The sequence below is a fragment of the Novosphingobium sp. SG919 genome, assembly GCF_012932495.1.
GTDB lineage: Bacteria > Pseudomonadota > Alphaproteobacteria > Sphingomonadales > Sphingomonadaceae > Novosphingobium > Novosphingobium rhizosphaerae.
Map to the genome: position 1 here is coordinate 1 of NZ_JABCNG010000002.1, position 21,888 is coordinate 21,888.

20 protein-coding genes are annotated in these 21,888 nt (G+C 66.1%); 3 read left to right on the top strand and 17 right to left on the bottom strand.

Features of this window, described 5'->3' with window-relative positions; all coding sequences use genetic code 11:
- Positions 1-105: 105 nt before the first annotated feature.
- The 9 genes from FHT19_RS10245 to FHT19_RS10285 all read right to left on the bottom strand — a co-directional run bounded on the left by FHT19_RS10245 (position 106) and on the right by FHT19_RS10285 (position 9,227).
- Positions 106-1,749, bottom strand: a complete 1,644-nt coding sequence (locus tag FHT19_RS10245; protein WP_169475054.1) for an AMP-binding protein — start codon at positions 1,747-1,749, stop codon at positions 106-108.
- Positions 1,746-3,149, bottom strand: coding sequence for an aldehyde dehydrogenase family protein (locus tag FHT19_RS10250; protein ID WP_169475055.1), 1,404 nt, complete (start codon positions 3,147-3,149; stop codon positions 1,746-1,748). The genes FHT19_RS10245 and FHT19_RS10250 overlap by 4 nt, the downstream gene beginning before the upstream one ends.
- Before the next feature lie 74 nt (positions 3,150-3,223).
- Entirely contained in the window at positions 3,224-5,422 is a 2,199-nt protein-coding gene (locus FHT19_RS10255; RefSeq protein ID WP_169475056.1) for a TonB-dependent receptor, read from the bottom strand.
- 29 nt (positions 5,423-5,451) lie between these two features.
- A complete protein-coding gene (locus FHT19_RS10260) occupies positions 5,452-5,922 on the bottom strand; it encodes a cytochrome C (RefSeq protein WP_169475057.1) in 471 nt (156 codons plus the stop codon).
- Positions 5,919-6,392: a cytochrome c gene (locus FHT19_RS10265; protein WP_248290390.1), complete on the bottom strand. Its 474-nt coding sequence runs from the start codon at positions 6,390-6,392 to the stop codon at positions 5,919-5,921. Before FHT19_RS10265 ends, FHT19_RS10260 begins: the two co-directional genes overlap by 4 nt.
- Positions 6,389-6,955 (bottom strand): methylamine dehydrogenase light chain, encoded by a 567-nt coding sequence (locus tag FHT19_RS10270; protein ID WP_168557159.1) that lies wholly within the window; start codon positions 6,953-6,955, stop codon positions 6,389-6,391. Before FHT19_RS10270 ends, FHT19_RS10265 begins: the two co-directional genes overlap by 4 nt.
- Positions 6,956-6,958: 3 nt before the next feature.
- The gene (locus FHT19_RS10275) at positions 6,959-7,549 is read right to left on the bottom strand and encodes a redoxin family protein (RefSeq protein WP_248290448.1); all 591 of its coding nucleotides are present in this window, start codon (positions 7,547-7,549) and stop codon (positions 6,959-6,961) included.
- On the bottom strand, positions 7,549-8,037 hold the full coding sequence (locus FHT19_RS10280; protein WP_169475059.1) for a MauE/DoxX family redox-associated membrane protein: 489 nt from the start codon (positions 8,035-8,037) through the stop codon (positions 7,549-7,551). Before FHT19_RS10280 ends, FHT19_RS10275 begins: the two co-directional genes overlap by 1 nt.
- A complete protein-coding gene (locus tag FHT19_RS10285; RefSeq protein ID WP_248290391.1) occupies positions 8,034-9,227 on the bottom strand; it encodes an amine dehydrogenase large subunit in 1,194 nt (397 codons plus the stop codon). Before FHT19_RS10285 ends, FHT19_RS10280 begins: the two co-directional genes overlap by 4 nt.
- A 142-nt stretch (positions 9,228-9,369) precedes the next feature.
- Here FHT19_RS10285 and FHT19_RS10290 point away from each other — a divergent pair, with 142 nt between their 5' ends.
- Positions 9,370-10,029 (top strand): TetR/AcrR family transcriptional regulator, encoded by a 660-nt coding sequence (locus FHT19_RS10290; RefSeq protein WP_248290392.1) that lies wholly within the window; start codon positions 9,370-9,372, stop codon positions 10,027-10,029.
- Positions 10,030-10,063: 34 nt separating this feature from the next.
- Here FHT19_RS10290 and FHT19_RS10295 read toward each other — a convergent pair whose 3' ends face one another.
- The 4 genes from FHT19_RS10295 to FHT19_RS10310 are packed head-to-tail and all read right to left on the bottom strand — an operon-like array spanning position 10,064 to position 14,306.
- Positions 10,064-11,476 carry a sugar porter family MFS transporter gene (locus FHT19_RS10295; protein WP_168557162.1) on the bottom strand — a complete coding sequence of 471 codons (1,413 nt, stop codon included), beginning with the start codon at positions 11,474-11,476 and terminating at the stop codon, positions 10,064-10,066.
- Positions 11,477-11,497: 21 nt separating this feature from the next.
- Entirely contained in the window at positions 11,498-12,394 is an 897-nt protein-coding gene (locus FHT19_RS10300) for an SMP-30/gluconolactonase/LRE family protein (protein WP_211184904.1), read from the bottom strand.
- The gene (locus FHT19_RS10305) at positions 12,385-13,158 is read right to left on the bottom strand and encodes an SDR family oxidoreductase (RefSeq protein ID WP_168557305.1); all 774 of its coding nucleotides are present in this window, start codon (positions 13,156-13,158) and stop codon (positions 12,385-12,387) included. The genes FHT19_RS10300 and FHT19_RS10305 overlap by 10 nt, the downstream gene beginning before the upstream one ends.
- 17 nt (positions 13,159-13,175) lie before the next feature.
- Positions 13,176-14,306: a fumarylacetoacetate hydrolase family protein gene (locus tag FHT19_RS10310; RefSeq protein WP_169475060.1), complete on the bottom strand. Its 1,131-nt coding sequence runs from the start codon at positions 14,304-14,306 to the stop codon at positions 13,176-13,178.
- A gap of 154 nt (positions 14,307-14,460) precedes the next feature.
- Between FHT19_RS10310 and FHT19_RS10315 the strand changes: the two genes are divergently transcribed.
- On the top strand, positions 14,461-16,179 hold the full coding sequence (locus FHT19_RS10315) for a DUF5597 domain-containing protein (protein ID WP_211184903.1): 1,719 nt from the start codon (positions 14,461-14,463) through the stop codon (positions 16,177-16,179).
- Between the two features lie 58 nt (positions 16,180-16,237).
- On the opposite strand, the gene FHT19_RS10320 is transcribed toward FHT19_RS10315, so the two are convergent.
- The 4 genes from FHT19_RS10320 to FHT19_RS10335 are packed head-to-tail and all read right to left on the bottom strand — an operon-like array spanning position 16,238 to position 20,767.
- On the bottom strand, positions 16,238-17,083 hold the full coding sequence (locus tag FHT19_RS10320) for a fumarylacetoacetate hydrolase family protein (RefSeq protein WP_169475061.1): 846 nt from the start codon (positions 17,081-17,083) through the stop codon (positions 16,238-16,240).
- Positions 17,084-17,142: 59 nt separating this feature from the next.
- Positions 17,143-17,886 (bottom strand): SDR family oxidoreductase, encoded by a 744-nt coding sequence (locus FHT19_RS10325; protein ID WP_168557165.1) that lies wholly within the window; start codon positions 17,884-17,886, stop codon positions 17,143-17,145.
- A 31-nt stretch (positions 17,887-17,917) separates the two neighbouring features.
- Positions 17,918-19,564, bottom strand: a complete 1,647-nt coding sequence (locus tag FHT19_RS10330; protein ID WP_248290393.1) for a DUF5597 domain-containing protein — start codon at positions 19,562-19,564, stop codon at positions 17,918-17,920.
- A gap of 3 nt (positions 19,565-19,567) precedes the next feature.
- The gene (locus FHT19_RS10335) at positions 19,568-20,767 is read right to left on the bottom strand and encodes a CaiB/BaiF CoA-transferase family protein (protein WP_248290394.1); all 1,200 of its coding nucleotides are present in this window, start codon (positions 20,765-20,767) and stop codon (positions 19,568-19,570) included.
- Between the two features lie 171 nt (positions 20,768-20,938).
- Here FHT19_RS10335 and FHT19_RS10340 point away from each other — a divergent pair, with 171 nt between their 5' ends.
- Entirely contained in the window at positions 20,939-21,886 is a 948-nt protein-coding gene (locus tag FHT19_RS10340; RefSeq protein WP_169475062.1) for an IclR family transcriptional regulator, read from the top strand.
- Positions 21,887-21,888 lie beyond the last annotated feature (2 nt).

Here is a 21,888-nt window from a genome sequence, read left to right on the forward strand (position 1 = left end):
CAGCGTCGAAAGCACTTGAAATATGTAAGATATTCCTGCGCGCTTTCTCCTCGCGACGGGGCCTTTGGCCTCAAACCTCGGGGGCGCCATTTATGCGTTCACGACCTAAGCCGGGTTGGCCTCGACACCGCGCAACTGCGCCTCCATGATCTTGCGCATCTCGAATTTCTGCGCCTTGCCCGTCACCGTCATGGCAAAGCGTTCGACGATGCGGATATGCGCAGGCACCTTGAAATGGGCAATGCGGCCTTGGCAATGCGCGCGCACGGCGGCTTCGTCGATCGTTGCCCCCGGACGCGGGATGATCCAGGCACACACTGCCTCGCCGAACCGGTCATCCGCCACGCCAAAGACCTGCGCGTCGAGCACTTCGGGATGGCTGAGGAGAAATTCCTCGATCTCGCGCGGGTAGATGTTTTCCCCGCCGCGAATGATCATGTCCTTGATGCGCCCGGTGATGCGGATATAGCCCTGGGCGTCCATCGTGGCGAGGTCGCCCGAATGCATCCAGCCATCGGCGTCGATCGCCTCGGCGGTCTTTTGCGGATCGCCCCAATAGCCGCGCATCACCGCATAGCCGCGCGAGCAATATTCGCCCTGCACGCCCACGGGCACCACGGCGCCATCGCTGTCCACGATCTTGGCCTGGGCATGGGGATGCACGCGGCCCACGGTTTCCACGCGCTCTGCCACCGGATCGGTCCGCGCCGTCTGGGTGGTCAGCGGGCTAGTTTCGGTCATGCCATAGCCGATGGTGACTTCGGCCATATTGAGCCGCTCCATCACCGCGCGCATCACGCTGACCGGGCACGGCGATCCGGCCATGATCCCGGTACGCAGGGTGGAAACGTCATAGGTGCCTGCCTCCAGCTGGGCGAGCACGCCGATGAACATCGTGGGCACGCCGTGCAGTGCGGTGCAGCCTTCGGCGCTCACCGCCTCCAGCACCAGGCGCGGATCGAACGCTTCGCCTGGATAGACCATCGCCGCCCCACTGGTCAGCGCCGCCAGATTGCCCAGCACCATGCCAAAGCAATGGTACAGCGGCACCGGAATGCACAGCCGGTCTGCCGGCCCCAGGCCCATGGTGCGACCGCTGAACAGGCCATTGTTCAGGATGTTGTGATGCGTCAGCGTGGCGCCCTTGGGAAAGCCGGTAGTGCCGCTGGTAAACTGGATGTTGATCGCATCGTGCGGATCGAGCTCGGCCTCGGCCAGGTCGAGCGCCGCCCGGTCCGCCTCTGCCCGCAGGGCCTGCCAGGGCAGGAAGCCATCGAATGCTTCAGCGCCCAGCGCCACTTTATGTTCCAGGGACGGCAGGCGCTCCGGCCCCAGTTCGCGCAGCATCGCCACATAGTCGCTGCTCTTGAACCGGGGCGCCAGCACCAGCAGGCGACAGCCCACCTTGTTGAGCGCGTATTCCACCTCGCTGGTGCGATAGGCCGGGTTGATCGTCACCAGGATCGCGCCGATCCGCGCGGTGGCAAACTGGATCACCGTCCATTCCGCGCCATTGGGTGCCCAGATGCCCACCCGATCGCCCTTGGCAATGCCCAGCGCCAACAGGCCGGTGGCCACCTGGTCCACTTCGGCGTCCAGCTCTGCCCAGGTCCAGCGCAGGCCCTGGTGGCGCGAAACCAGCGCCAGGCCATCAGCCCATTCCTGCCCAGCGCGGCGCAGCGCCTGCCCGATGGTCAGGTTCAGCAGGGGCTCGTCGGTCGGCCCCACGGCATGGGATAGCGCGCTCATCGCTTGATGTTCACCACTTGCACCTGGGCATATTCGGCCAGGCCTTCCACGCCCTGCTCCACGCCCAGGCCCGATTGCTTGAAGCCGGCCATGGGAATGTGCGGGCCGATCGCCAGGTGCTGGTTCACCCACACCTGCCCGCTGTCGATCCGCGCGGCGATATCGGCGGCGCGGCCCACATCGGCCGACCAGACCGAGCCGCCCAGGCCATAGTCGCTGGCATTGGCGCGCGCGATCACGTCTTCCACGTCATCGAATTTCACCAGCGGCAGGATCGGGCCGAACTGCTCCTCGTCCACGATCTTCATCCCGTCGGTCACATCGCGCACGATCGTGGGCGCGATGAAATAGCCGGCGCGTTCCATCGCCGCGCCCCCGGCAATAATGACGCCATCGGCGCGCGCGCTATCGAGGAAACCCTTGATCTTGTCGAACTGCATCGCGTTCTGAATCGGGCCGATCTGGGTGCCCTGCTCCAGCCCGTCGCCCACCACGGCCTCTTGCGCCAGGCGGGCGAGTTCGGCGGCCATGGCATCATAGATATCGGCGTGGACATAGGCGCGCTTGATTGCCAGGCACACTTGCCCGCAATTGAGGAAGGCATTGGCAAAGATCGCCTTGGCCGTCTCGCGCACGTCAACATCGTCCAGCACGATGGCCGGGTCGTTGCCGCCCAGTTCCAGCGTCACGCGCTTGAGCGTGTCGGCCCCGTTGGCGGCAATGCGCTTGCCCGTGGCGGTCGATCCGGTGAAGCCGATCTTGGCCACGTCGGGATGCGCCGTCAGATGCGGTCCCAGGTCATTGGCATCGGTGATCACGTTGACCACGCCGGCGGGAAATACCTGCGCACAGATTTCGCCCAGCAGCAGCGCGCTGGCCGGCGTGGTGGGTGCGGGCTTGAGCACGATGGCATTGCCCGCCAGCGTCGCCGGGCCGATCTTCCACAGCGCCACCAGCAGCGGGAAATTCCACGCGATGATCCCCACCACCACGCCCAGGGGCCGGTGCTTGACAACGATATGCCCGGCGGCATCGTCCTGGATGACCCGATCTTCCAGGCCCAGCGTGGCATAGTGGCGCAGGAAGCCCTGCGTCCAGGCCACTTCGCCCTGCGCCTCGGGCAGGGGTTTGCCCTGTTCCTGCGTCAAGAGGCGGGCAAATTCATCGGCCCGCGCGCCGATGGCATCGGCCAGATCGAGCAGCACCTGCTGCCGCGTGGCCAGCGGCGTGGCGCCCCAGGCCGGCTGCGCCGCCTTGGCCGCCGCGATCGCGGCATCGGCCTGCGCCACGCTGGCGCGCGGCACGGTGAGGAAGGCTTCCCCCGTGGCCGGGTTGATCACGTCCATCGTCATGTCGCCCGCCACCAGGGCGCCGCCGATCAGCATTTTCATCTCAGGCATCGCTCTCTCCGTCATCGCTTGTCGCGTTGACCAGGCGGGCGCTCTTGCGTCACCTTCGCCCGGCCCGCAGTCTATCAGAACTTGGCGCCCACCGTCACACCGTAGGTGCGCGGATTGCCGATATGGTTGTAATCGAACCCGAACCCCGCCAGCAGATCGACGCGCGAGGTGAAATAGAGCTTGTTGCCCAGGTTCTTGGCCCAGGCCGACGCGGAATAGCGCCCATCCGCGCTTTCCCAGTCGATATGCCCGCTCACCAGGGCATAGCCCTTCTGTTCGAGCCGGGCGATGTTGATCACCTCGAAATATTGGCTCGATTGATAGGCCACTTCGGGATGCAGCGACACCGCGCCCCAACCGCCCTTGGCCACCGTCAGGTCGATCCCCGCGTTGAACGTCAGGTCCGGCGCGTTGGACAGCTTGCGCCCGGCCACATCCGTGCCGCTGACCGTTCCTTTCTGGATGCGGGCAGACAGCAGCCCCAACCCGGCGCGCAGCGAAAGCGCATCGCTGGCGCGCACGCTCAATTCGGCTTCGGCGCCATAGATCCGGCTCTTGGGAATGTTGAGCAGGGTCTGCGCGGCCGTGCTGGGATCGACGTTGATGAACTGCTGGTTGCGATAGTCGTAATAGAACGCCGCCATGTTGAGCGTAATGCGCCGGTCCCACGCCCGCGTCTTGGCGCCCACTTCATAGGACGTCACCTGCTCGGCCTTGGCCACGCTCAATTCGCTGGGATCGAAGAAGGCCTGGGCGTTGAAACTGGGCGCGCGGTAGCCCCGGCTGACGCTGGCATAGAGCAGCGCGCCGCTCGCCAGCTTGTAATCCAGCCCGATCTTGCCGGACAGGTTATCGGTCTTGAAGCGCAGGGTGGAATTGGGAATGAGGTTCATGACCAGCACGTCGTCATAGCCATAGGCGTTCGACGTGAAGCCGCTTTGCGAGCCGGTATCGTGGGTAAAGCGCAGGCCGCCGCGCAAGGTCAGCGCATCGGTCAGCTTGTACTTGAGGTCGCTGTAGAGCGCGACGCTCTTCTTCACTTGGTCGAACCGGTTGCTCACCTTGCAGGCCAGCGGGAAACCGTCAGCGCAATCGGCGGCGGTAATCGCGCCATCGCCGTTCACGTCGTCATCCGTGGCGATTTCGAACGAGGTGCTGTTGAACACTTTCTCGCGGTTGAAATAGACGCCAAGGATGAAATCGAACGGTCCGCCGAAATTGCTGGTCAGGCGCAAGTCCTGGGCAAACTGGCTGGCCTTGTCGTAATAGGGAATTTCCAGCAGGCGCGTGGCCGTGCCGTCGGTATCCTCGCGAAAGAACAGCGTGCCGGCGTCATAGCTCGTGATGCTGGTCAGCGCGAGCGCATCGGTAAGATCGATATTGGCGGTCAGCGCCACCGAATTGGTCACCGCGCGGCGCCGCGTCGCCACGTCGCTAGCGATCTGCCAGGTGGAAAGCCCGGCCCGGTTGCTCGCCTCGGGCTGGGCATAGATGCCATAGTTGTGCGGGTTCTGGAACGAGTGCGACGCGCGCAAGGTAAAGCGCACGCCATCGCGCGGCTCCCACTTCAAAGTGCCGCGCACCGCCCATTCGCGCGTTTCCGCCAGGTCCGGCATGCCGGGCACCACGTTCTTGAACCAGCCATCGGCACGGGCGAACGTGCCCGCCACGCGCAGCGCGGCCTTGTCGCCCAGCGGCACATTGACCGCGCCGTTCAGGTCCACCCGGTTGTAATTGCCATAGCCGGCGTTGAAATAGCCGCTGGTGTCATTGAGCTTGGCATCGCGGCTGATGATGTTCACCGCCCCGCCGGTGGTGTTCTTGCCATAGAGCGTGCCCTGCGGCCCGCGCAGCACTTCCACCCGTTCCAGGTCGTACATCGCCACGCCCAGGAACGCGAAGTTGCCCTTGTAGACTTCGTCGTAATAGGTCGCCACGGGGCTGGACTGATTGAGGCTGTAGTCCGACATCGAAACGCCGCGCAGGGCAAAGATCGGCGTGTTGTCCCCCACGATGCTGGTCAACTGCAGGTTGGCCACTTTGGTCACCAGGCTATCCACATTGGTGATACGCGATTTGGCCAGCTGATCGCCGCCAACGGCTGAAACCGAAATCGGCACCGATTGCAGGTTTTCCGATCGCTTGGCCGCCGTCACCACGATTTCGCCCGGCGCCGCAGCGGCATCCTGGGGTTGTGGCGCCGTTTGTGCTTGCACGGGGTCTGCCATGGCGATCGCGGCCAATGCCACCCCGCCGAAAACGTGCTTCCTCATGGACTTCCCTCCGCTGGTTGGTTCCCTGTTCAGTCCTGCTTGGTGGTAAAGCCCTCGACCAGGCGCGCTCTCGTCGCGGCACGCTCAAGCCGAAGGGGATGTTGGCGCAGTGCGCCGAGTTCGCGCGCGGTATAGGGCCGGAAATCGGCAGGCATGTGCCGCGCATCAAAGGTGTAGAGCGTCCAGTTGACCAGATTGGCGAGGCGCCGGTCATCCAAATCGGTGGTGGCAACGCCGGGCACGCGGGCAATAAAATCGCGCCCGCCCGGCACGCCCAGGAACTGGGCTACCACGCCCTGCATGGGCGGGTTGGAAACCCCGTCGCCGCTGCCATCGGGGCGGTGGCAACCCTGGCATTTCAACTGGTAATCGGTCCGCGCCTGCACCGGATCGGCCACGCCGCGCATTGCCGGCACCGGTGATGCGCGGGTGGAAACGGTGGCCAGCGTGGCCGCAAGACTGCCGGCCACAAGCACCAGGGCAAGCGGCCGAGCCTTCATTTGCCGCCAGCCCCGGCGTGCAGCCTCGCCACGTCGGCCGGGGCCAGGCCCGCCCCGCTTTGCCGCAGCTTGCCCACTTCCTCGGCGGCAAACGGGCGGAATGCCGGACCGGCCTTGGCCACTTGCGTGCCGACGTGGTTGAGCACGGCGGCCACGGCGCCATCGTCCAGCCCGCCCTGCGCCGGCATCACCCCGGCATAGGGCTTGCCTTCCACGGTGATCGGCCCCATCAGCCCGCGCGTGACGGCCAGCACGATATAGCGCCGCCCGGCATCCTTGGCCGCCAGGCTGCGGAAATCGGCCCCGAGCGGGGGATAGGCCCCCGGCACGCCGGCCCCGGTACGGGTGTGGCACGCGGCGCAGCGGGCAAAGACGGCGGCGCCATCGGGCGCGGCCCGCAAGGGATAGGCGCCGATCAGCGCCACGCCGCCCAGCGCGGCCGCCGCCGCCAGGATCGCCCCGCGCCTCACTTGGTTTTCTCCAGCGCCACGCCGATCACGGCCGCGACCGAACAGTTGTAGACGCTGCTTTGCGACCCCAGGCACCAGTTGTAGTCGTTGTTGGACTGCGGGCGCACTTGCGGCCGGTCGCCCTCGTTGCGGTTGCACAGGCACTGCCCGCACGAGGATGTGCCGCAACAATCGTTGTAGCTGATCACATAGGCGCGGCCATCGGCCGGGTTGGTGCACGTGCCGATCCAGGTGATCGGGCTCATTTCCGTGCCCGGCGGGCAGGTGTTGACGCTGCCGCCGCAGCACGAACAGAGGAACCCGTCGATCGCGCAATAGCGCCAGTAATCGCAGCTCGCCTGGTCGCCCGGGTCCTGTTCCAGCCCGCTGGCCATCGCCGGCCGCGCCGGGCCGCCGGGATGGGCACCGTGTCCCCCTTCACTACTGGCCGCGCGCGCCACCGGCAGCACCGGAAAGGCGGCGGCCCCGGTCATGCCCGCGCCCAGCAGGGCCAACAGCGAACGGCGGCTGGTGCCGCGCGCCACGCGGCGGGAGAACGTTTCGGTCAACTTGTCGAACCGCATGGCTCAGGCCTCCTTGTGGCGGCGGGCGAGGAAGTCCTGGATCGAGGCGACGCCCCGCTCCTTGGCTTCGAACAGGCTTTCAAGATGTTCGCGGCTGTTGATGAGGCCGAGCGAGGCAACGCGCCCCTCTTCGTCCAGCAGCACGGCATAGGGCAGCTTGGCGACGCCGAACGCGCGGCCCAGCGCTTCGCTCAAGACCATCGGCAGCGCGTCGAGGCCGTGCTCGCGCGCCATGGCGCGATAGGCGCTCTTGCTGCCATCGCCGGCCACCACCACGTCAAGCCAGCTGGCCTCGGCCCGCGCCGAACTGCGCAGCACCGGCAGCAGGGACTTGCACATCGGGCATTCGGGCGAAGCGAAGAACAGCAGCTGGCTGCGCCCCTGGCGCGTGCCACCGATGGCCACCGGGGCGCCATCCACATCGGCCAGCGTCATCGGCGTCGCCTTTTCACCCACGGCCACGGTCTGGTGCAGCGTGAGCGCGCCGGCCGGGGCAATGCGTTCGTGCAGCACGCCCACCTGGCGGGCGAGCGCGGCAATCAGCAGCGCCTGGATAATCACGGCGGTCCACAACAGGATCTGGCTGGTCAGCATCACGCGGTCCTCCATGCAGGGCGGGGCGTGGCGAGCAATTCGCTCAAGCCCAGGTACAAAGCCAAAAAGCCGGCAGCGGCGAACGGCGCATCAAGCGTGAACGGCGCTGCCGGCAGGGTGGAAAGGATGAGGGCCAGCGCGCTCAGCGCCGCCGCGCGCGCCACGATGGCGGCACTCACCGGCTTGGCGCGGGCGGCCAGGTCACACCCGCAATCGAGTGTCTGCCCGCGCTTGCGCCACAGCGCGATGGCATAGGCCGCCCAGATCGCGGCCGCGAGCAGCGCGCCCACGGCGTGGAGCGGCGAGGTTACCAGGAACACGGCGGCGGCCATCTCGCCAGCACCGGCGAGCAGCAGAACCACGGGTCCAAGCGCGGCGCTCGTACCCGCCAGCCGCGCCGCCACCGGCGCCAGCCGATCGCGAGCCAAGGCCTTGTGCGCGGCCGATCCGGCCAGCAGCATGGCGCAAAACAGGTTGAGCGCCATCATCGCGGCACCGTGATCATGATCGGATTGGCGCCGACATTGGCCCCCAGCGTGCGCACGAAAGCGCCGGTGCCGGCATCATAGACGTCAACCACCCCATCGGCGCGCGCGGCCACCAGATGGGGCTGTTCTTCGCGCGTCACGGCAATGGCCACGCTCTGGCCCTTCAAGGCTATGCGCTGCACGCGGGCCTTCTTCACCGGGTCCACCACCCAGACTTCGGTGCCGCCATCCTTGTGGCTGCCTTCCTTGCCATAGGGGCTCATCAGCACATAGAGCCGGCCGGCGGCATCGGCGTGGATCACTTCCCAGCCGCCCGGGCGCCATTCGGGCTGGCCACCTTCGGCGCTGCCCACGCTGAAGCTGCCAGGCAGCGGACGGATCACCGCGCCCGACAGGTCAAAGCCCTGGATCATGCCGTAAAAGCTCACGAACCATGCGGTCTTGCCCACGATCGCCGGCGTGCCGAACAGCGGCTGGCGATCGATGTCCTGCACCTTGAGCACGGTCTTGGAACTGGCCGCCGCGCCCTTGTCGTCCAGCGTCACGCTGAAGGCAGAGCCATCGGCGCACAGGCTGGTAAAGCCGCGTTCCCCGGTGGGATAGATCTGCGCGCAGCCCGGCAGGTCGATCTCGTTCAGGATCTTGCGCGCCGCCAGGTCCACCACCGTCACCGATTGCGCCGGGGTGAAATTGGCGATCAGCGCCCATTTCCCGCCGTTGGTGAACTGGAACAAGTGGGGATAGGTGACCGATTGCTGGCGCTTGCCACCCGGCAGCACGATCTCACCCTTGGGTTCGAGCGTGGCCATGTCCCAGATGGTGATCGCGTCGGTGCGCTCGCCGCGCGACAGGCGGGTATAGAACGTTTCGGCGGTGTAGATTTCGCCGCGATCGGGCGAAACCAGCATGTTGGCGAACTGCGCGGCACGCACCAGGCCCTTGAGCGGCCTGACCGGATCGGCGGTATCGACCACGGCAATTCGCCCGTCGACGATCGACATGAAACGGAAATCGTGGATCAGCACCCAGCTTGCCGGCCATTGCGCCGGCAGCTTGGCCACGCTGGGCAGGGTTTCCTCGGGCAAGGGCGTGGGAAAAGCCGGCGCGGCAATCGCGGTGCCGCTTCCCCCAATCGAAAGCGCCAGAACCGATAGGGAAAGCCCTGCTGCAAGGGCGAAGGATCGCATCATGTGTCCCCCCATGGCGGCCGATGGGCTCGCCTTGTGCAACACAAGATGATCTTTCAGACACAAAACTGTCAATTGACCTAAATTTGTCGAGTGACCTATTTTTAAAGGCGTGTTACAACCTGACCGAAGCCGGGGAGAAACGATGAACAATCAAATGGATAGCGTACCACGCCTGGTGACCGACCTGATCGTGCCAGAGCGTGAGGGGGGGTATCTCAAGGGGCAGGAGACGCGCGAACTGATCCTGCGCACGGCGCTGACCATCCTGATCGAGCATGGCTATCCGGCGATGTCGATGCGTCGAGTCGCCACCGCCTGCGGCATGAAGTTCGGCAACCTCACCTACCACTATCGCAGCCGCGAAGACCTGGTGCGCGAACTGCTCGAAGCGGTGATCCGCTCTTACGAAGTGGAATTCACGGCCATCGCGCACATGCCCGGTGCCTCTCCCGAAGACCGCCTGCGCCGCGTGTGCCTGTTCATTCTGGAAGACATTCGCACCAAGAAGACCACGCATCTCTTTCCCGAGATCTGGGCCCTGTCCAACCACGAGCCCTTCGTGTTCGATCTGATGCACGCGCTCTATGTGCGCGCCCGCGCGCCGCTTCGCGCGATCATCGACGAAATGCGGCCCGATCTGCCCCCTGACGTGCGCGAGGACGTGGCGCTGTTCATTTCCGCGAGCATGGAAGGGATGACCGTGTTTGCCGGACACGGCAAGCCGTTCGAGCCGCGCATGCCCTCTATCGAGCATATCGCGGTGCAGTCGTTCCTCGATCTGGTGCGCACCTACCGGCCCTGACCCGCCATGACGGGCCAGGGCCGACGTGGCGCAATCAGCCCTGCATCTGCTCCAGCGTCACGCCCTTGGTTTCGTTGACCATGGCGCGCACGAAGAAGAACGAGATCGCCGCTGCTGCGGCATAGAACGAATAGGTGATCGCCAGGCCCGGCGAAACGACCAGCGCCGGGAAGCTGACCGAAATCGCCGCATTGGCAATCCACTGGGCAAAGCCGGAAACCGCCAGGCCAGAGCCGCGGATCTGGTTGGGAAACATTTCGCCCAGCATGACCCACATGATCGGACCCCAGCTCATGTTGAAGAACACGACATAGGCATTGGCGGCAAACAGCGCGATCACGCCGTTGTGGCCGGGCAACGACACGCCGCCATCGGCGCCGTGCACCGCGGTGGAAAAGGCCCAGGCGACGATGCCCAGCGTCACGGCCATGCCGGCCGAGCCGGTCAGCAGCAAAGGCTTGCGCCCGATGCGATCGACCAGCAGTAGCGTGGCAAGGCACCCGGCGATGGAGACCACGCCCGACAGGATGTTGGTCTGCAGGGCATAGCTTTCGGAAAAGCCCACCGCCTGCCACAGCGTGGCGCCGTAATAGAACACCACGTTGATGCCGACGAGTTGCTGGAACACGGCAAGGCCGATCCCGGTCCACACGATCGGGCGGATGCGGCCGGTGGCGCGGTCGATCAGGTCAGACAGCTTGGGACGGTGATGATCAGCCGCCAGGCTGTCGCGGATTTCGGCGACCGTGCGCGTCGCGCTCGCCGCGCCGAGCAGGCGGGTGAGCACCGCTTGCGCGCCGGCTTCATCGCCCTTGGCCACCAGGTAGCGCGGGCTTTCGGGAATGCCGAGCAGCGCCAGGAAATAGATCGCCGCCGGCAGCGCCTGCAGCCAGAACATCCAGCGCCAGGCCGGCTGGCCCGCCCACAGGATCGCGGTCGATTCCCCGGCCACCTGGGCCAGGATGTAATTGACCACAAAGGCGCCGGTCAGCCCGGTGATGATCATCACCTGCTGCACGCTCGACAAACGGCCACGCACGTTGGCCGGCACCACTTCGGAAATATAGACCGGCGAGATCACGCTGGCCGCGCCCACGCCCAGCCCGCCGACGATGCGCGCGAGGATGAAGATCACCGAAGACCCGGCCGCGCCGGCCAGCAGCGCGCTGGCCAGGAACAGGATCGCCGCCAGCTTCATCACGCCGCGCCGGCCAATGCTGTCGGCCAGACGCCCGGCCCCGAAGGCCCCGATCGACGAACCGACGAGGATGGCGCCGACGTTCACGCCGATGCCCACCTTGCCCAGGTCGAACGCCGCCTCAAGCCCCTTTTGCGTGCCGTTGATGACGCCGGAATCGTACCCGAACATGAACCCGCCGATCGTGGCCACGGCCACGATGGCACCGATCAGGCGCATGTTCACTGCGCCTCCTGCCGTATCTGTCATCCTTCCCTCTCCCACTTGTTCTTATACCTGCGCCAGATGGCAGGGCAGCCCGGCAACGCCGGGGTCGAAAGCAAACAAGGCCCCCGCCAGGGGCTGGGCCGCGCGCTCTGCCGCCCCCAGGCCCTTGGAAGCCGTGGTGGCATAAGCGGTGCGCAAGCCCGGCCCGCCGAACGCGATCTTGGTCACGTTGGCCACGGGAAATGGAACGGTGCCGATCAATTGACCCGCCGGGTCATAGCGGCGCACGCCCCAGCCAGCGAACAGGCCCACCCACAGGCAGCCCTCGGCATCCACCACCGGCCCATCGGGATAGCCCGCGCCATCCTCGATCTGCGCGAACAGGCGAGTCTCCGTGACCACGCCATCGGCCACGGTGCTCGCCCAGATGCGGCGGCCCAGCGTATCGTGGTGATAGAGCGTGGTGCCATCGGGCGAAAACGCCGGGCCATTGGTGATCGAAACGGGTGGCAGGCCGCTGTCCGCACAGGCTGCACCGTGCAGCCGATAGATGCGCCCGGTATCGGCCGCTTCGGCATCGTCCATCGAACCCAGCCACACCGCGCCATCGGCGGCTACGGTCGCATCGTTCAGGCGATTGCCCGGCAGATGCGCTTCGGGGGCCGCGAGCAGGCTGAATGCCCCGCTCGCGGGATCGAAACGATGCACCCCGCTTTGCAGGCCGGCCAGCATCGTGCCATCGGCGCAGGGCAGCACCCAGCCCACTTGCGCGGGCGCCGGCCAACTGGCGGTTGCCCCGGTTTCCGGCACGAAGCGATGGATCGCCGGCGCCTTGATATCGACGAACCACAGGGCCGAATCCCGGGCGTTTTCGCGCGCCACCCACACCGGACCTTCGCCCAGCGTGGCGCCCAGCGGCCAGACTGCCTCTGGTTTTGCGCCGGGAATGGTCAGCGCCATCCCGCGTCCACCCAATATTCGTGACCCGTGATCAGCCGCGCATCGTCCGAGGCCAGGAACAGCGCCAGGGCGGCGACGTCCGCCGGCACCAGCCGCCCATCCAGGCACTGCGACGCGACGATCTCGGCCTCGCCCTCGGGCGTGTACCACTGTTCCTGGCGGGGCGTCTTGACGTTGCCGGGAATGATCGCGGTCACGCGGATATTGTCGCGGCCCAGTTCGCGCGCCAGGCCGCGCGTAAGCCCCTCGATCGCGGCCTTGGCGGTCTGGTAGATCACCAGATCGGGCAGGCCCAGGTGCCAGCTGATCGACCCCAGGTTGATCACCGCGCCCCCACCCGCGCGCTTCATCGCCGGCACGGCGGCCTGCGTCACAAAGAACTGGTGCTTGAGGTTGACCGCCATGCGCTCGTCCCAATAGGCGGGCGTCACTTCCTCCACGGCATGGCGATCATCGTTGCCGGCGTTGTTGATCACCACGTCGATGCCGCCCAGATGCGCTTCGGCGGCGCGCATCACGGCGGCAATCGCCTCGGCATCGCGCAAATCACATTCCAGGAACAGCGGCGCGGGCGCATGGCTGTTGCCCAGGCGCGTTGCCACCGCGATGCCCTGTTCGGCCGCAATATCGCAAAATACCACATGCGCGCCCTGCGCCACGAAGGCCTCGACCAGCCCCTCGCCAATGCCGCTGCCGCCGCCGCTGATGAACACGCGCTTGCCCATCAGGCTGGGATAGATCGCGCGCTTGTCGCTGCCGTTCATTGCTCCGTTAAGGCCGCTCACGCCGTTTCCCCCAACAGGCCCCGCGCGGCCAGGTTGGCGTAGAACGCGCCGATGCCCACGGTCCACGGTTCCGCCTGCGGACAGGTGACGACGGTGTTGACCAGCTTGCCCAGGCGCGGCGTGGCGATGGTGACCACGTCGCCCACTTTGTGGGTAAAGCCGCGGCCGGGATCGTCGCGATCCTGCACCGGGGCAAACAGCGTGCCCAGGAACAGGGCAAAGCCATCGGGATACTGATGCTCGCTCAAGGTCTGGCGCACCAGGTCGAGCGGATCGCGGCTGATCTCGTTCATGCTCGAATGGCCCTCCAGGCGATAGCCGTCGGTGCCCTCGATCACCAGGTCCACTTCGGCCTGGCGCACGTCATCAAGGGTAAACCCCTCGTCGAACAGGCGCACCAGCGGGCCGAGCGAGCAGGACGCGTTGTTGTCCTTGGCCTTGCCCAGCAAGAGCGCGCTGCGGCCCTCGATATCGCGCAAGTTGACGTCGTTGCCCAGCGTCGCGCCCACGACGGTGCCCGTGGCGTTGACCAGCAGGACCACTTCGGGTTCGGGATTGTTCCAGGTGGAATCGCTGCGCACGCCGATCGCCGCCAGCGGCCCTACGGTGGCCAGCACCGGTGCCTTGGTAAAGACTTCGGCATAGGGCCCGATCGCCACTTCCAGGTATTGCGACCACAGCCCGTCTTCGATCAGCAAGGCCTTGAGCGCTTCGGCCTCGGCCGAACCGGGCACGACCGAACGGATCGAACCGCCCACGCGCTCTTCGATGCGGGCGCGAATTTCCAGCGCCTTGCTCGAGTCTCCGCGGGCGCGTTCCTCGATCACGCGTTCGAGCGTGGAGGTGGCAAACGTGACCCCGCAAGCCTTGACGCATTGCAGGTCCACCGGGCTCAGCAACGGCAGGTCGAGCGCATCGAGCCGGCCCAGCATAATGCCGGCGCCGGGATCGAGCGGCAGCATTTCAACCAGTTGCGAAACGGTCGGCGCCACGGCTGCCATGTCATAGGCAATGCCGTCTTGCACCAGGATGGGGCTGGGCCCGGCCGGCGTTTGCACCCGCCCCAGAAACCGGCCCGATTCCCAATCGTCGGGCAACAGCGCTGTGATTGACGAAACCCCGTCCATTTTATCTCCCCCAACCATCGGGCAATCGTTGACAAATTCTGATAGCGCTACCATCATGCAAACCCGTCGGCTGTCAAGTGCTTTTGGCGCAGCCGGGCAAACAACGATCCTGCCCGCGCAGGGCGAGGCCACAGTTGCCACCAGGGAGATGACGATGCCGCTTGCCGCACCGCTCGGGCTGTTCCACCACGCATGCCGCCGTGCCTTGCCACTGGCCATGGCAACCGCGCTGGCCGCAGGACTGGCCGCGCCATGCCCGGCCATCGCGCAGGGCAAAACGGCCGCACCGCTTCCCCATATCGAACGCACGAAATCCGGTGCGATGCTGGTGGTCGATGGCGCGCCGTTCCTGATGCTGGGGGCGCAAGCCAACAACTCCAGCAATTATCCCGCGCCGCTCAAGCAGGTCTGGCCCACGATCGATGCCATGGCGGCCAACACCCTTGAAATCCCCGTGGCTTGGGAACAGATCGAGCCGCGCGAAGGCCAGTTCGATTTTTCCTGGGTCGACCATCTGCTGGGCGAAGCGCGCCAGCATAACAAGCGCCTGGTCCTGCTGTGGTTTGCAACCTGGAAGAACACAGCGCCGGCCTATGCCCCCGAGTGGGTCAAGCTCAACCCCGCGCGCTTTCCCCACATGCTCACCCCCAAGGGCGAGGTGCACTATGCGATGAGCCCGCTCGGCACCGAAACGCTCAAGGCCGATACCCGCGCCTTTGCCACCCTGATGCGCCATTTGCGCCAAGCCGATCCGCAGAACACCGTGATCATGGTCCAGGTGGAAAACGAAGTGGGCAGCTATGGCAATGTGCGCGATTTTTCGCCGCAGGCGCAAAAGCTGTTCGATGGGCCGGCGCCAGCCACCCTGCTCAAGCATTACGGTAAGCCGGCCGGGCAAAGCTGGGCCAAGGCCTTTGGCAGCGATGCCGACGAGTATTTCCAGGCCTGGTACGTGGCCAGCTACATCAACACCGTGGCGCTCGCCGGCAAGGCGGAAAAGGCATTGCCAATGTATGCCAATGCCGCCCTCGCCTCGGCTTTCGGCCGACAGGCGGCCACCACTTATTCCAGCGGTGGACCGGTCCACCATGTGATCGACATCTACAAGCTGGCCGCGCCCGCGCTCGATCTGGTGGCACCCGATATCTACAACCACGATGAAAAGGCCGTGGCCGCATACCTGGGCTTCTACGGGCGGCCCGATAATCCGCTGATGGTGCCCGAAATCGGCAATTCCACCGAATATGCCCGGTTCTTCTGGGATGCGCTGGGCAAGGGCACGATCGGCTTTTCGCCGTTCGGCATGGATCAGACCGGTTACTTCAACTATCCGCTCGGCGCCCGCGCGCTCGATGGTTCGCTCAACGGCTTTGCCCGCATCTATCGCCTGTTTGCGCCGATGCAGTCGGTCTGGGCCAAGGCCGGAGCGCAAGGCCTGGTGCGCGCCGCGGGTGAACCGATCGACCCGGCCGCCAAGCACACCCGTGAACTCACGCTTGGGCGCTACAAGGCGACGCTCGGCTTTGGCCAGCATCAGTTCGGGTTCGATCCCCCGGCCGGCAACACCCAGCCAACCGGCGGCGCTGCACTGGCGCAACTGGGGCCGGACGAGTTCCTGATCACCGGGTTCGATACCCGGGTCACTCTCGCCCTGGCCGATCCCGCACCGGGGGAATCGCTGCTGCTGTTGCGCGCCGAGGAAGGGCATTACGAGCCCGACGGTGAAGGCGGCCAGCGCTGGGTGTTCGATCGGGTGTGGAATGGCGACCAGATCGACTATGGCTTCAATTTCTCCGGCCTGCCGCAGGTCCTGCGCGTGCGCTATGCCCGTATCAAGGGCAATGCGGTGATCCCGGTCGGCGCCGACCATTGAGCCATGGCAGGGCCTGGCCGGCGACCCCAGGCCGGCCCGGCTCCCCTGCCCTTGCGCTTCAGGGCGCGGGCACCACGACCTGGCGCTGCGTGCCCAGCTTTTCGATGCCCAGTTCGATCACGTCCCCCGGCTGAAGGAACTTGGGCGGGGTCAAGCCCAGGCCAACCCCGGCAGGCGTGCCGGTGGTGATCACGTCGCCAGGCTGGAAGCTCATGAACTGTGACATGTAGCTGAGCACGAAGGCCGGCTGGTAGACCATCGTGCGGGTGGAACCATCCTGATAGCGGGTGCCGTTGACATCGAGCCACATTGCCAGCTGGCCAGGGTCACCCACTTCGTCGGCCGTGACGAGCCAGGGGCCGATCGGGCCAAAGCTGTCGCAACCCTTGCCTTTCATCCACTGGCCCTGGCGCTCAAGCTGGAAGGCCCGTTCCGACACGTCGTTGCAAACGAAGTATCCGGCAATCGCCGCGCGGGCGGTGTCCTCGTCGGCATAGCTGACGGGACTGCCCACGACGAAGGCGAGTTCCACTTCCCAATCCAGCTTGGTGCTGCCGCGCGGCTGGATTACCGGATCGTTCGGCCCGCAGATGGCGCTGGTGGCCTTCATGAACGCGACGGGTTCGGATGGCACGGTGGCGCCGGTTTCGGCGGCGTGGTCGGAATAGTTGAGGCCGATGCACACGAACTTGCCGACCTTGGCCACGCAGGCGCCCAACCGCCCTGGCTCAGCCACCAGCGGCAGGCTGGCCGGATCGAGCGCGCGCAACCGATCCAGCGTGGCGGGATCGAGCGCGCTGCCGTCGATATCGGCAACATGGCCGCTCAAGTCGCGCACCGCACCTTCGGCATCGAGCAGACCCGGCCGTTCCGCCCCAGGGTTTCCATAGCGCAGCAATTTCATGATCGGTCCTTTCGGGAAACGGGGGGGGCCCGCAAGGCGGGCGGATCGCGCCGATGGCATCAGCTGTTCGACCAGCCACCATCGATGACGTGGCACTGCCCCGTGGTAAAGCCAGACGCATCGCTGGCAAGATAAAGTGCAAGCGCAGCAATCTCTTCCGGCCGGCCGATGCGCCCCATTGGCTGGCGCGCGGTAAAGGCTCGCATCGCCGCATCGAAATCACCGCTGGCGGCCAGGCGCTGTTCGAGCGAGGGCGAATGGACCGTGCCAGGACAGATCGCGTTGCACCGCACACCCTGCTGCACGAAATCCGCCGCGATCGCCTTGGTCAGGCCGATCACGGCAGCTTTCGATGCGCCATAGGCAAAGCGATTGGGCACGCCGATCACCGAACTGGCCACTGAAGCCATGTTGATGATCGATCCGCCCCCGCGTGCGATCATGCCGGGCAAAAACGCCCGGATCAGCCGGAACATGGCGGTCACGTTCAATTCGAAGGCAAAGGCCCAATCCTCGTCGCTGCAATCGAGCACGGTACCGCCGTGCACCACGCCGGCGCAGTTGAAGACAATGTCGAAACCCTCTTCGGCGGCGGCGAGCGCCGCGATGGCAGCACGATCGGTCACATCGAGCACCTGGGTGCGGCACCCTGCTGCCAGCTCCGCCAGCGCCTGCGCATTGCGATCGAGCGCCAGGACTTGCGCGCCTGCATCGCGGAACGCTTCGGCGCTGGCGCGGCCGATGCCCTGCCCTGCGCCGGTGACGATGGCGCGCTTGCCGGAAAGGGTGAACGGTGTCGTCATGCGATGCTCCTGCTGGGATGGCGGTCGGCGGTCATGGGGCCAGCGCGCCCAGCACCACGCGCAACATCACCGGATGTTCGGGAAGATTGAGGCCATAATCGGTCTGGTCGCCATTCCAGGGACGCTGGCCCACCCAGTTGCCGCCGCTATCGAGCCGGCCCTCTTCGACCGAAAGGTATTGCCATGACGCGGCGTCTTGTGGCGCGCGGCGGGAAAAGCGCAGGCGTACATCGCTGCCCACCACGAGGAAGCTGTTGGCATCGAGCGGGAAAATCGCCGCGCCGCCCGTCGCGCGCCCTTGCGTGGGCGCTGGATCGGGATGGGCAAACGTCCAGCTTTCATCGCCGATCATCCAGCGATCGAATTGCACGGCCACTTGCCAATCGCCAAACGCGTGGGCCTGGTCCGCGCCGTCGTCATCCTTGGCGGCACCCCACCCGGCATGGCGCGCGGCAAAGGCGGCCCAGCCCCGTGCCATCGGCGCCATGAAGCGGAATTTGGCGGCAAAGGCACCGATCGTCGCGGCATCGAGCCGCTTGGCACCCAGCGGATAGTTGACATAGCCGGTGGCATCCATTCCGAACGGCGCGAACCCGATCGCGCCATGGGCCAGGGCCGGCCAGAAAAAGCGCGCATAGGCCGCATCGTTGCCGATTTCGGGGATCATCAGCGCGTTATCGGGCCGGGCATAGGTGGCAAGGTAAGCGCGCACTTGTGACCAATCGCGCGTGTAGATATCGGGCGCGACGAAATCGAGATGCGGCGCGGCCACTTTCCAGATCGGGATCATGTTCCAATCGGGTGACCCGCTCGAAATCCATTGCGGATCGACCGTCTTTGCGACGGGATCGCTGAGCGCGGCATTGCAATACATCGGCAGCGGCTTGATCGCCTTGCCCGCCGCCGCAATCGCATCGATATAGCGCGCGGTGTACCGGCTCATGAACGCCTGGTCCGCCAGTGGGCCGAACGCCTGCTGCCAGTTCCCCGATGACAGATGCATCGCCAGCCGCAAGGCAGCGGGCACCGGCTGGGCAAACAGTGTGTCGGCCGCCGGGCTGCGATCCCGCGCAATGCCAAAGGCGCCGGGCTCGTTTTCCACTTGCACCATGATCACCCTATGATCGCGATCATGCTGCGCCAGATGACGCATCACGGCCACGAACGCGGTGCGGTCGGCCGTCAGCGTGGTCTCGGCAAAGGGCGACAGCGCGGCGAGCGGGCGGCCCTGGGCATCGCGCTTGCGCGGAAAACGCGCCAGGTCGGTCTTGACCCATAGCGGCGTATAGCCCGGCCCACCGTTCTTCCACGTGCCGAACCACAAGAGCACCAACCGCACGTTGCGGGCGCGGGCCTGCGCGATCAGGCTATCGACGAAGGCGAAATCGAATTGCCCCTCGCGCGGTTCGATCTGCGCCCAGGCCACCGGCATTTCCAGCGTGTTGGCACCCAGTTCGGCCATGGTCTGCCAAACCTGTGGCAAGACGCTGGCGTGATTCGAAGAATTGTTGGCCTGCGCGCCCAGCATCAGGAACGGCGCACCATCCACCAGCAGCACCGGGCGCCCATCGGACGTGGCAACGCGCGGCAGCGGCGGCGGCGCCGGGCGCGCCAAGGCTGGCGCCGCAACTGCCGCCAACAGGATGGCCATCGCCGCGCGGCACGTTCCCCGGCCCATGCGTCAGGCCAGCGCGAGGCCGAATTCGGCGGCAATGGCGGCGCTGTGCTCGCCTACGCGGGGCGCGCCGCGCGCCGAACCCGGCCTTTGGCCATCGATCCGCATCGGGCTCGCCGTGGTCAGGATGCTGCGCCCGCGTCCGTTGATCGCCTGGAGCATGTCGAGCGCGCGAAAGCTTTCGGCGTCCAGCAATTGCTGCCAATCGAGCACGGCGGCCGTCCAGATGCCGGCCGGCTCCAGGATGGACAGCCATTCCTGCGTGGTCCGGCTGGCCAGCCGCGCGGCGATCCGGTCGAGCAGGGCGTCGCGTCCATCGAAGCCATTGCCGGCATCCCCCAGGCCTGGCAGGTCGAGCAATTCGCCAATCCGTGCGAGCGGGGTCATAGCCAAGGCAAGATGCCCGTCGGCCGTGCGATAGACACCATAGGGTGCGGCAAGGTAGGCATTGGCGCCGTGCGCAGCCGCCCGCGTGGGCAAGCGGCGCCCGTCGTTGAGATAAGTGGTCAAAAGCTCGAACTGGAAATCGACCAGCACTTCGAGCAGGCTGGTTTCGATCCGCCCGCCCAGCCCCGTGCGCGCGCGCCGTACCAGGAGCGCGAGAATACCCTTCGCCAGGACATGGCCAGCCAGCATGTCTGCCACCGAAAGCCCGATCGGCATCGGGCCGTGATCGGCGCTGCCGGTCAGCCACATCACGCCCGAGCGCGCCTGGGCCAGCAAGTCCTGGCCCGGCAGCGCCGCCCAGGGGCCGGCGCTGCCGAAGCCTGAAACGCTGGCATAGATCAGGCTGGGGTTGATCGCCTTGACGTCGTCATAGCCCAGGCCCAGCCGTTCGATCACGCCGGGCCGGAAATTCTGGATGATCACGTCGGCCTGCGCCACCAGGCGGCGCAACTCGGCCAGTTGCCGCGAGTCCTTGAGGTCGACCGCAAGGCTTTCCTTGTTGCGGTTGATGGCGTGGAACAGCGTGGAATCGCCGGCAATGTCGGTGTCGCTCAGATAGAGATCGCGGCACAAGTCGCCGCTTTGCGGCCGCTCTACCTTGATCACCCGCGCGCCCAGGTCCGCCAGTTGCAGGGCCGCCGATGGCCCGGCCAGGAACTGGGCCATGTCCAGCACCAGCAGATCGCTCAGCGGCCCCTGGTTGCCCGCAGACGGCGCGGTGTCCGTTGCCGTTTCCGCGTGGTTGAGCCGCTGTTCCAATCCCGTCCTCCAGTTCACTCATTGTTTACAGGCAAACATACAGTCTCTATATAAACATTCAATGCAATTTCTGATCTCCCCTCACGCTGCTTGCGCCGCCCTGCCGGATCGCACCGCCAGCCCGCGCATCGGCACGTGCGCCGGCAGGCGATGATGGCACTTCGCTCGACCATGGGTTACGGAACCATCGAGATCGCCGGACCAGCCGCGGAGGGAGAGATGATGGTTGCCAATCCAGAGTCGGAAAGCTTGTCGGACAGCACCTTGTCGACCGACGAACGCCGGCGGAAATATGCCGTGCCTGCCCTTGAAAAGGGCCTGGATATCGTGGAGTATCTGGCCGACCAGGCGGTGCCGATGACCCAGTCGCAACTGGCGCGCGCGCTCAACCGCCAGCCCGGCGAACTGTTCCGCATGCTCGCCTGCCTGGAAGGGCGCGGCTATGTCCGTCGCGATCCCACCAATGGCGGCTATGCCCTCACGCTCAAGCTGTTCCAGCTGGCACGCATCCACTCACCCTACGAAACGCTGATTGCCGCGGCACGGCCGCTGATGCGCGCGCTGTCGGATGAAGTGCGCGAGAGCTGCCATCTGACCGTGTTGCAGGGCAGCCAGGTGCTGGTGCTGACCCAGGAGGAAAGCCCCAACCCGTTTCGCCTGTCGGTGGAAGTCGGCTCTACCCATTCCCCCTTGCGCACCAATTCCGGGCGCCTGCTGCTGGCCGGGCTGGCGCCGTCCGCACTCGACGCCTGGCTTGCCCATTCGCGCGAATGGCAGGCCACCGCGCCGGCCGCGCGGCAAGAGCTTTTGGCCCGCATCGAGGATGTGCGCCAGCGCGGCCATGCCCGGTCGCTGGGCGAACGCTTTCTGGGCGGGGCAGACATCGGCGTGCTGGTCGGCACACCGGGAGCTCCGCTCAACGCGGCCCTGACCATCGCCACGCTGATCGACGCCAATGGCGACGCGCGCCTCGACCCGCTGCTCGAACCGCTGGAGCGCACCGCCACGGCGATCGGCATGGCCGCCGGGCTGACGCTCGACGGCCTGCCGCGTGCCGGCAGTGCTGAACCGGCACCGCCAGCGACCAAGCCGTCCAAGACCCGCAAGACGTCAAAATAGGA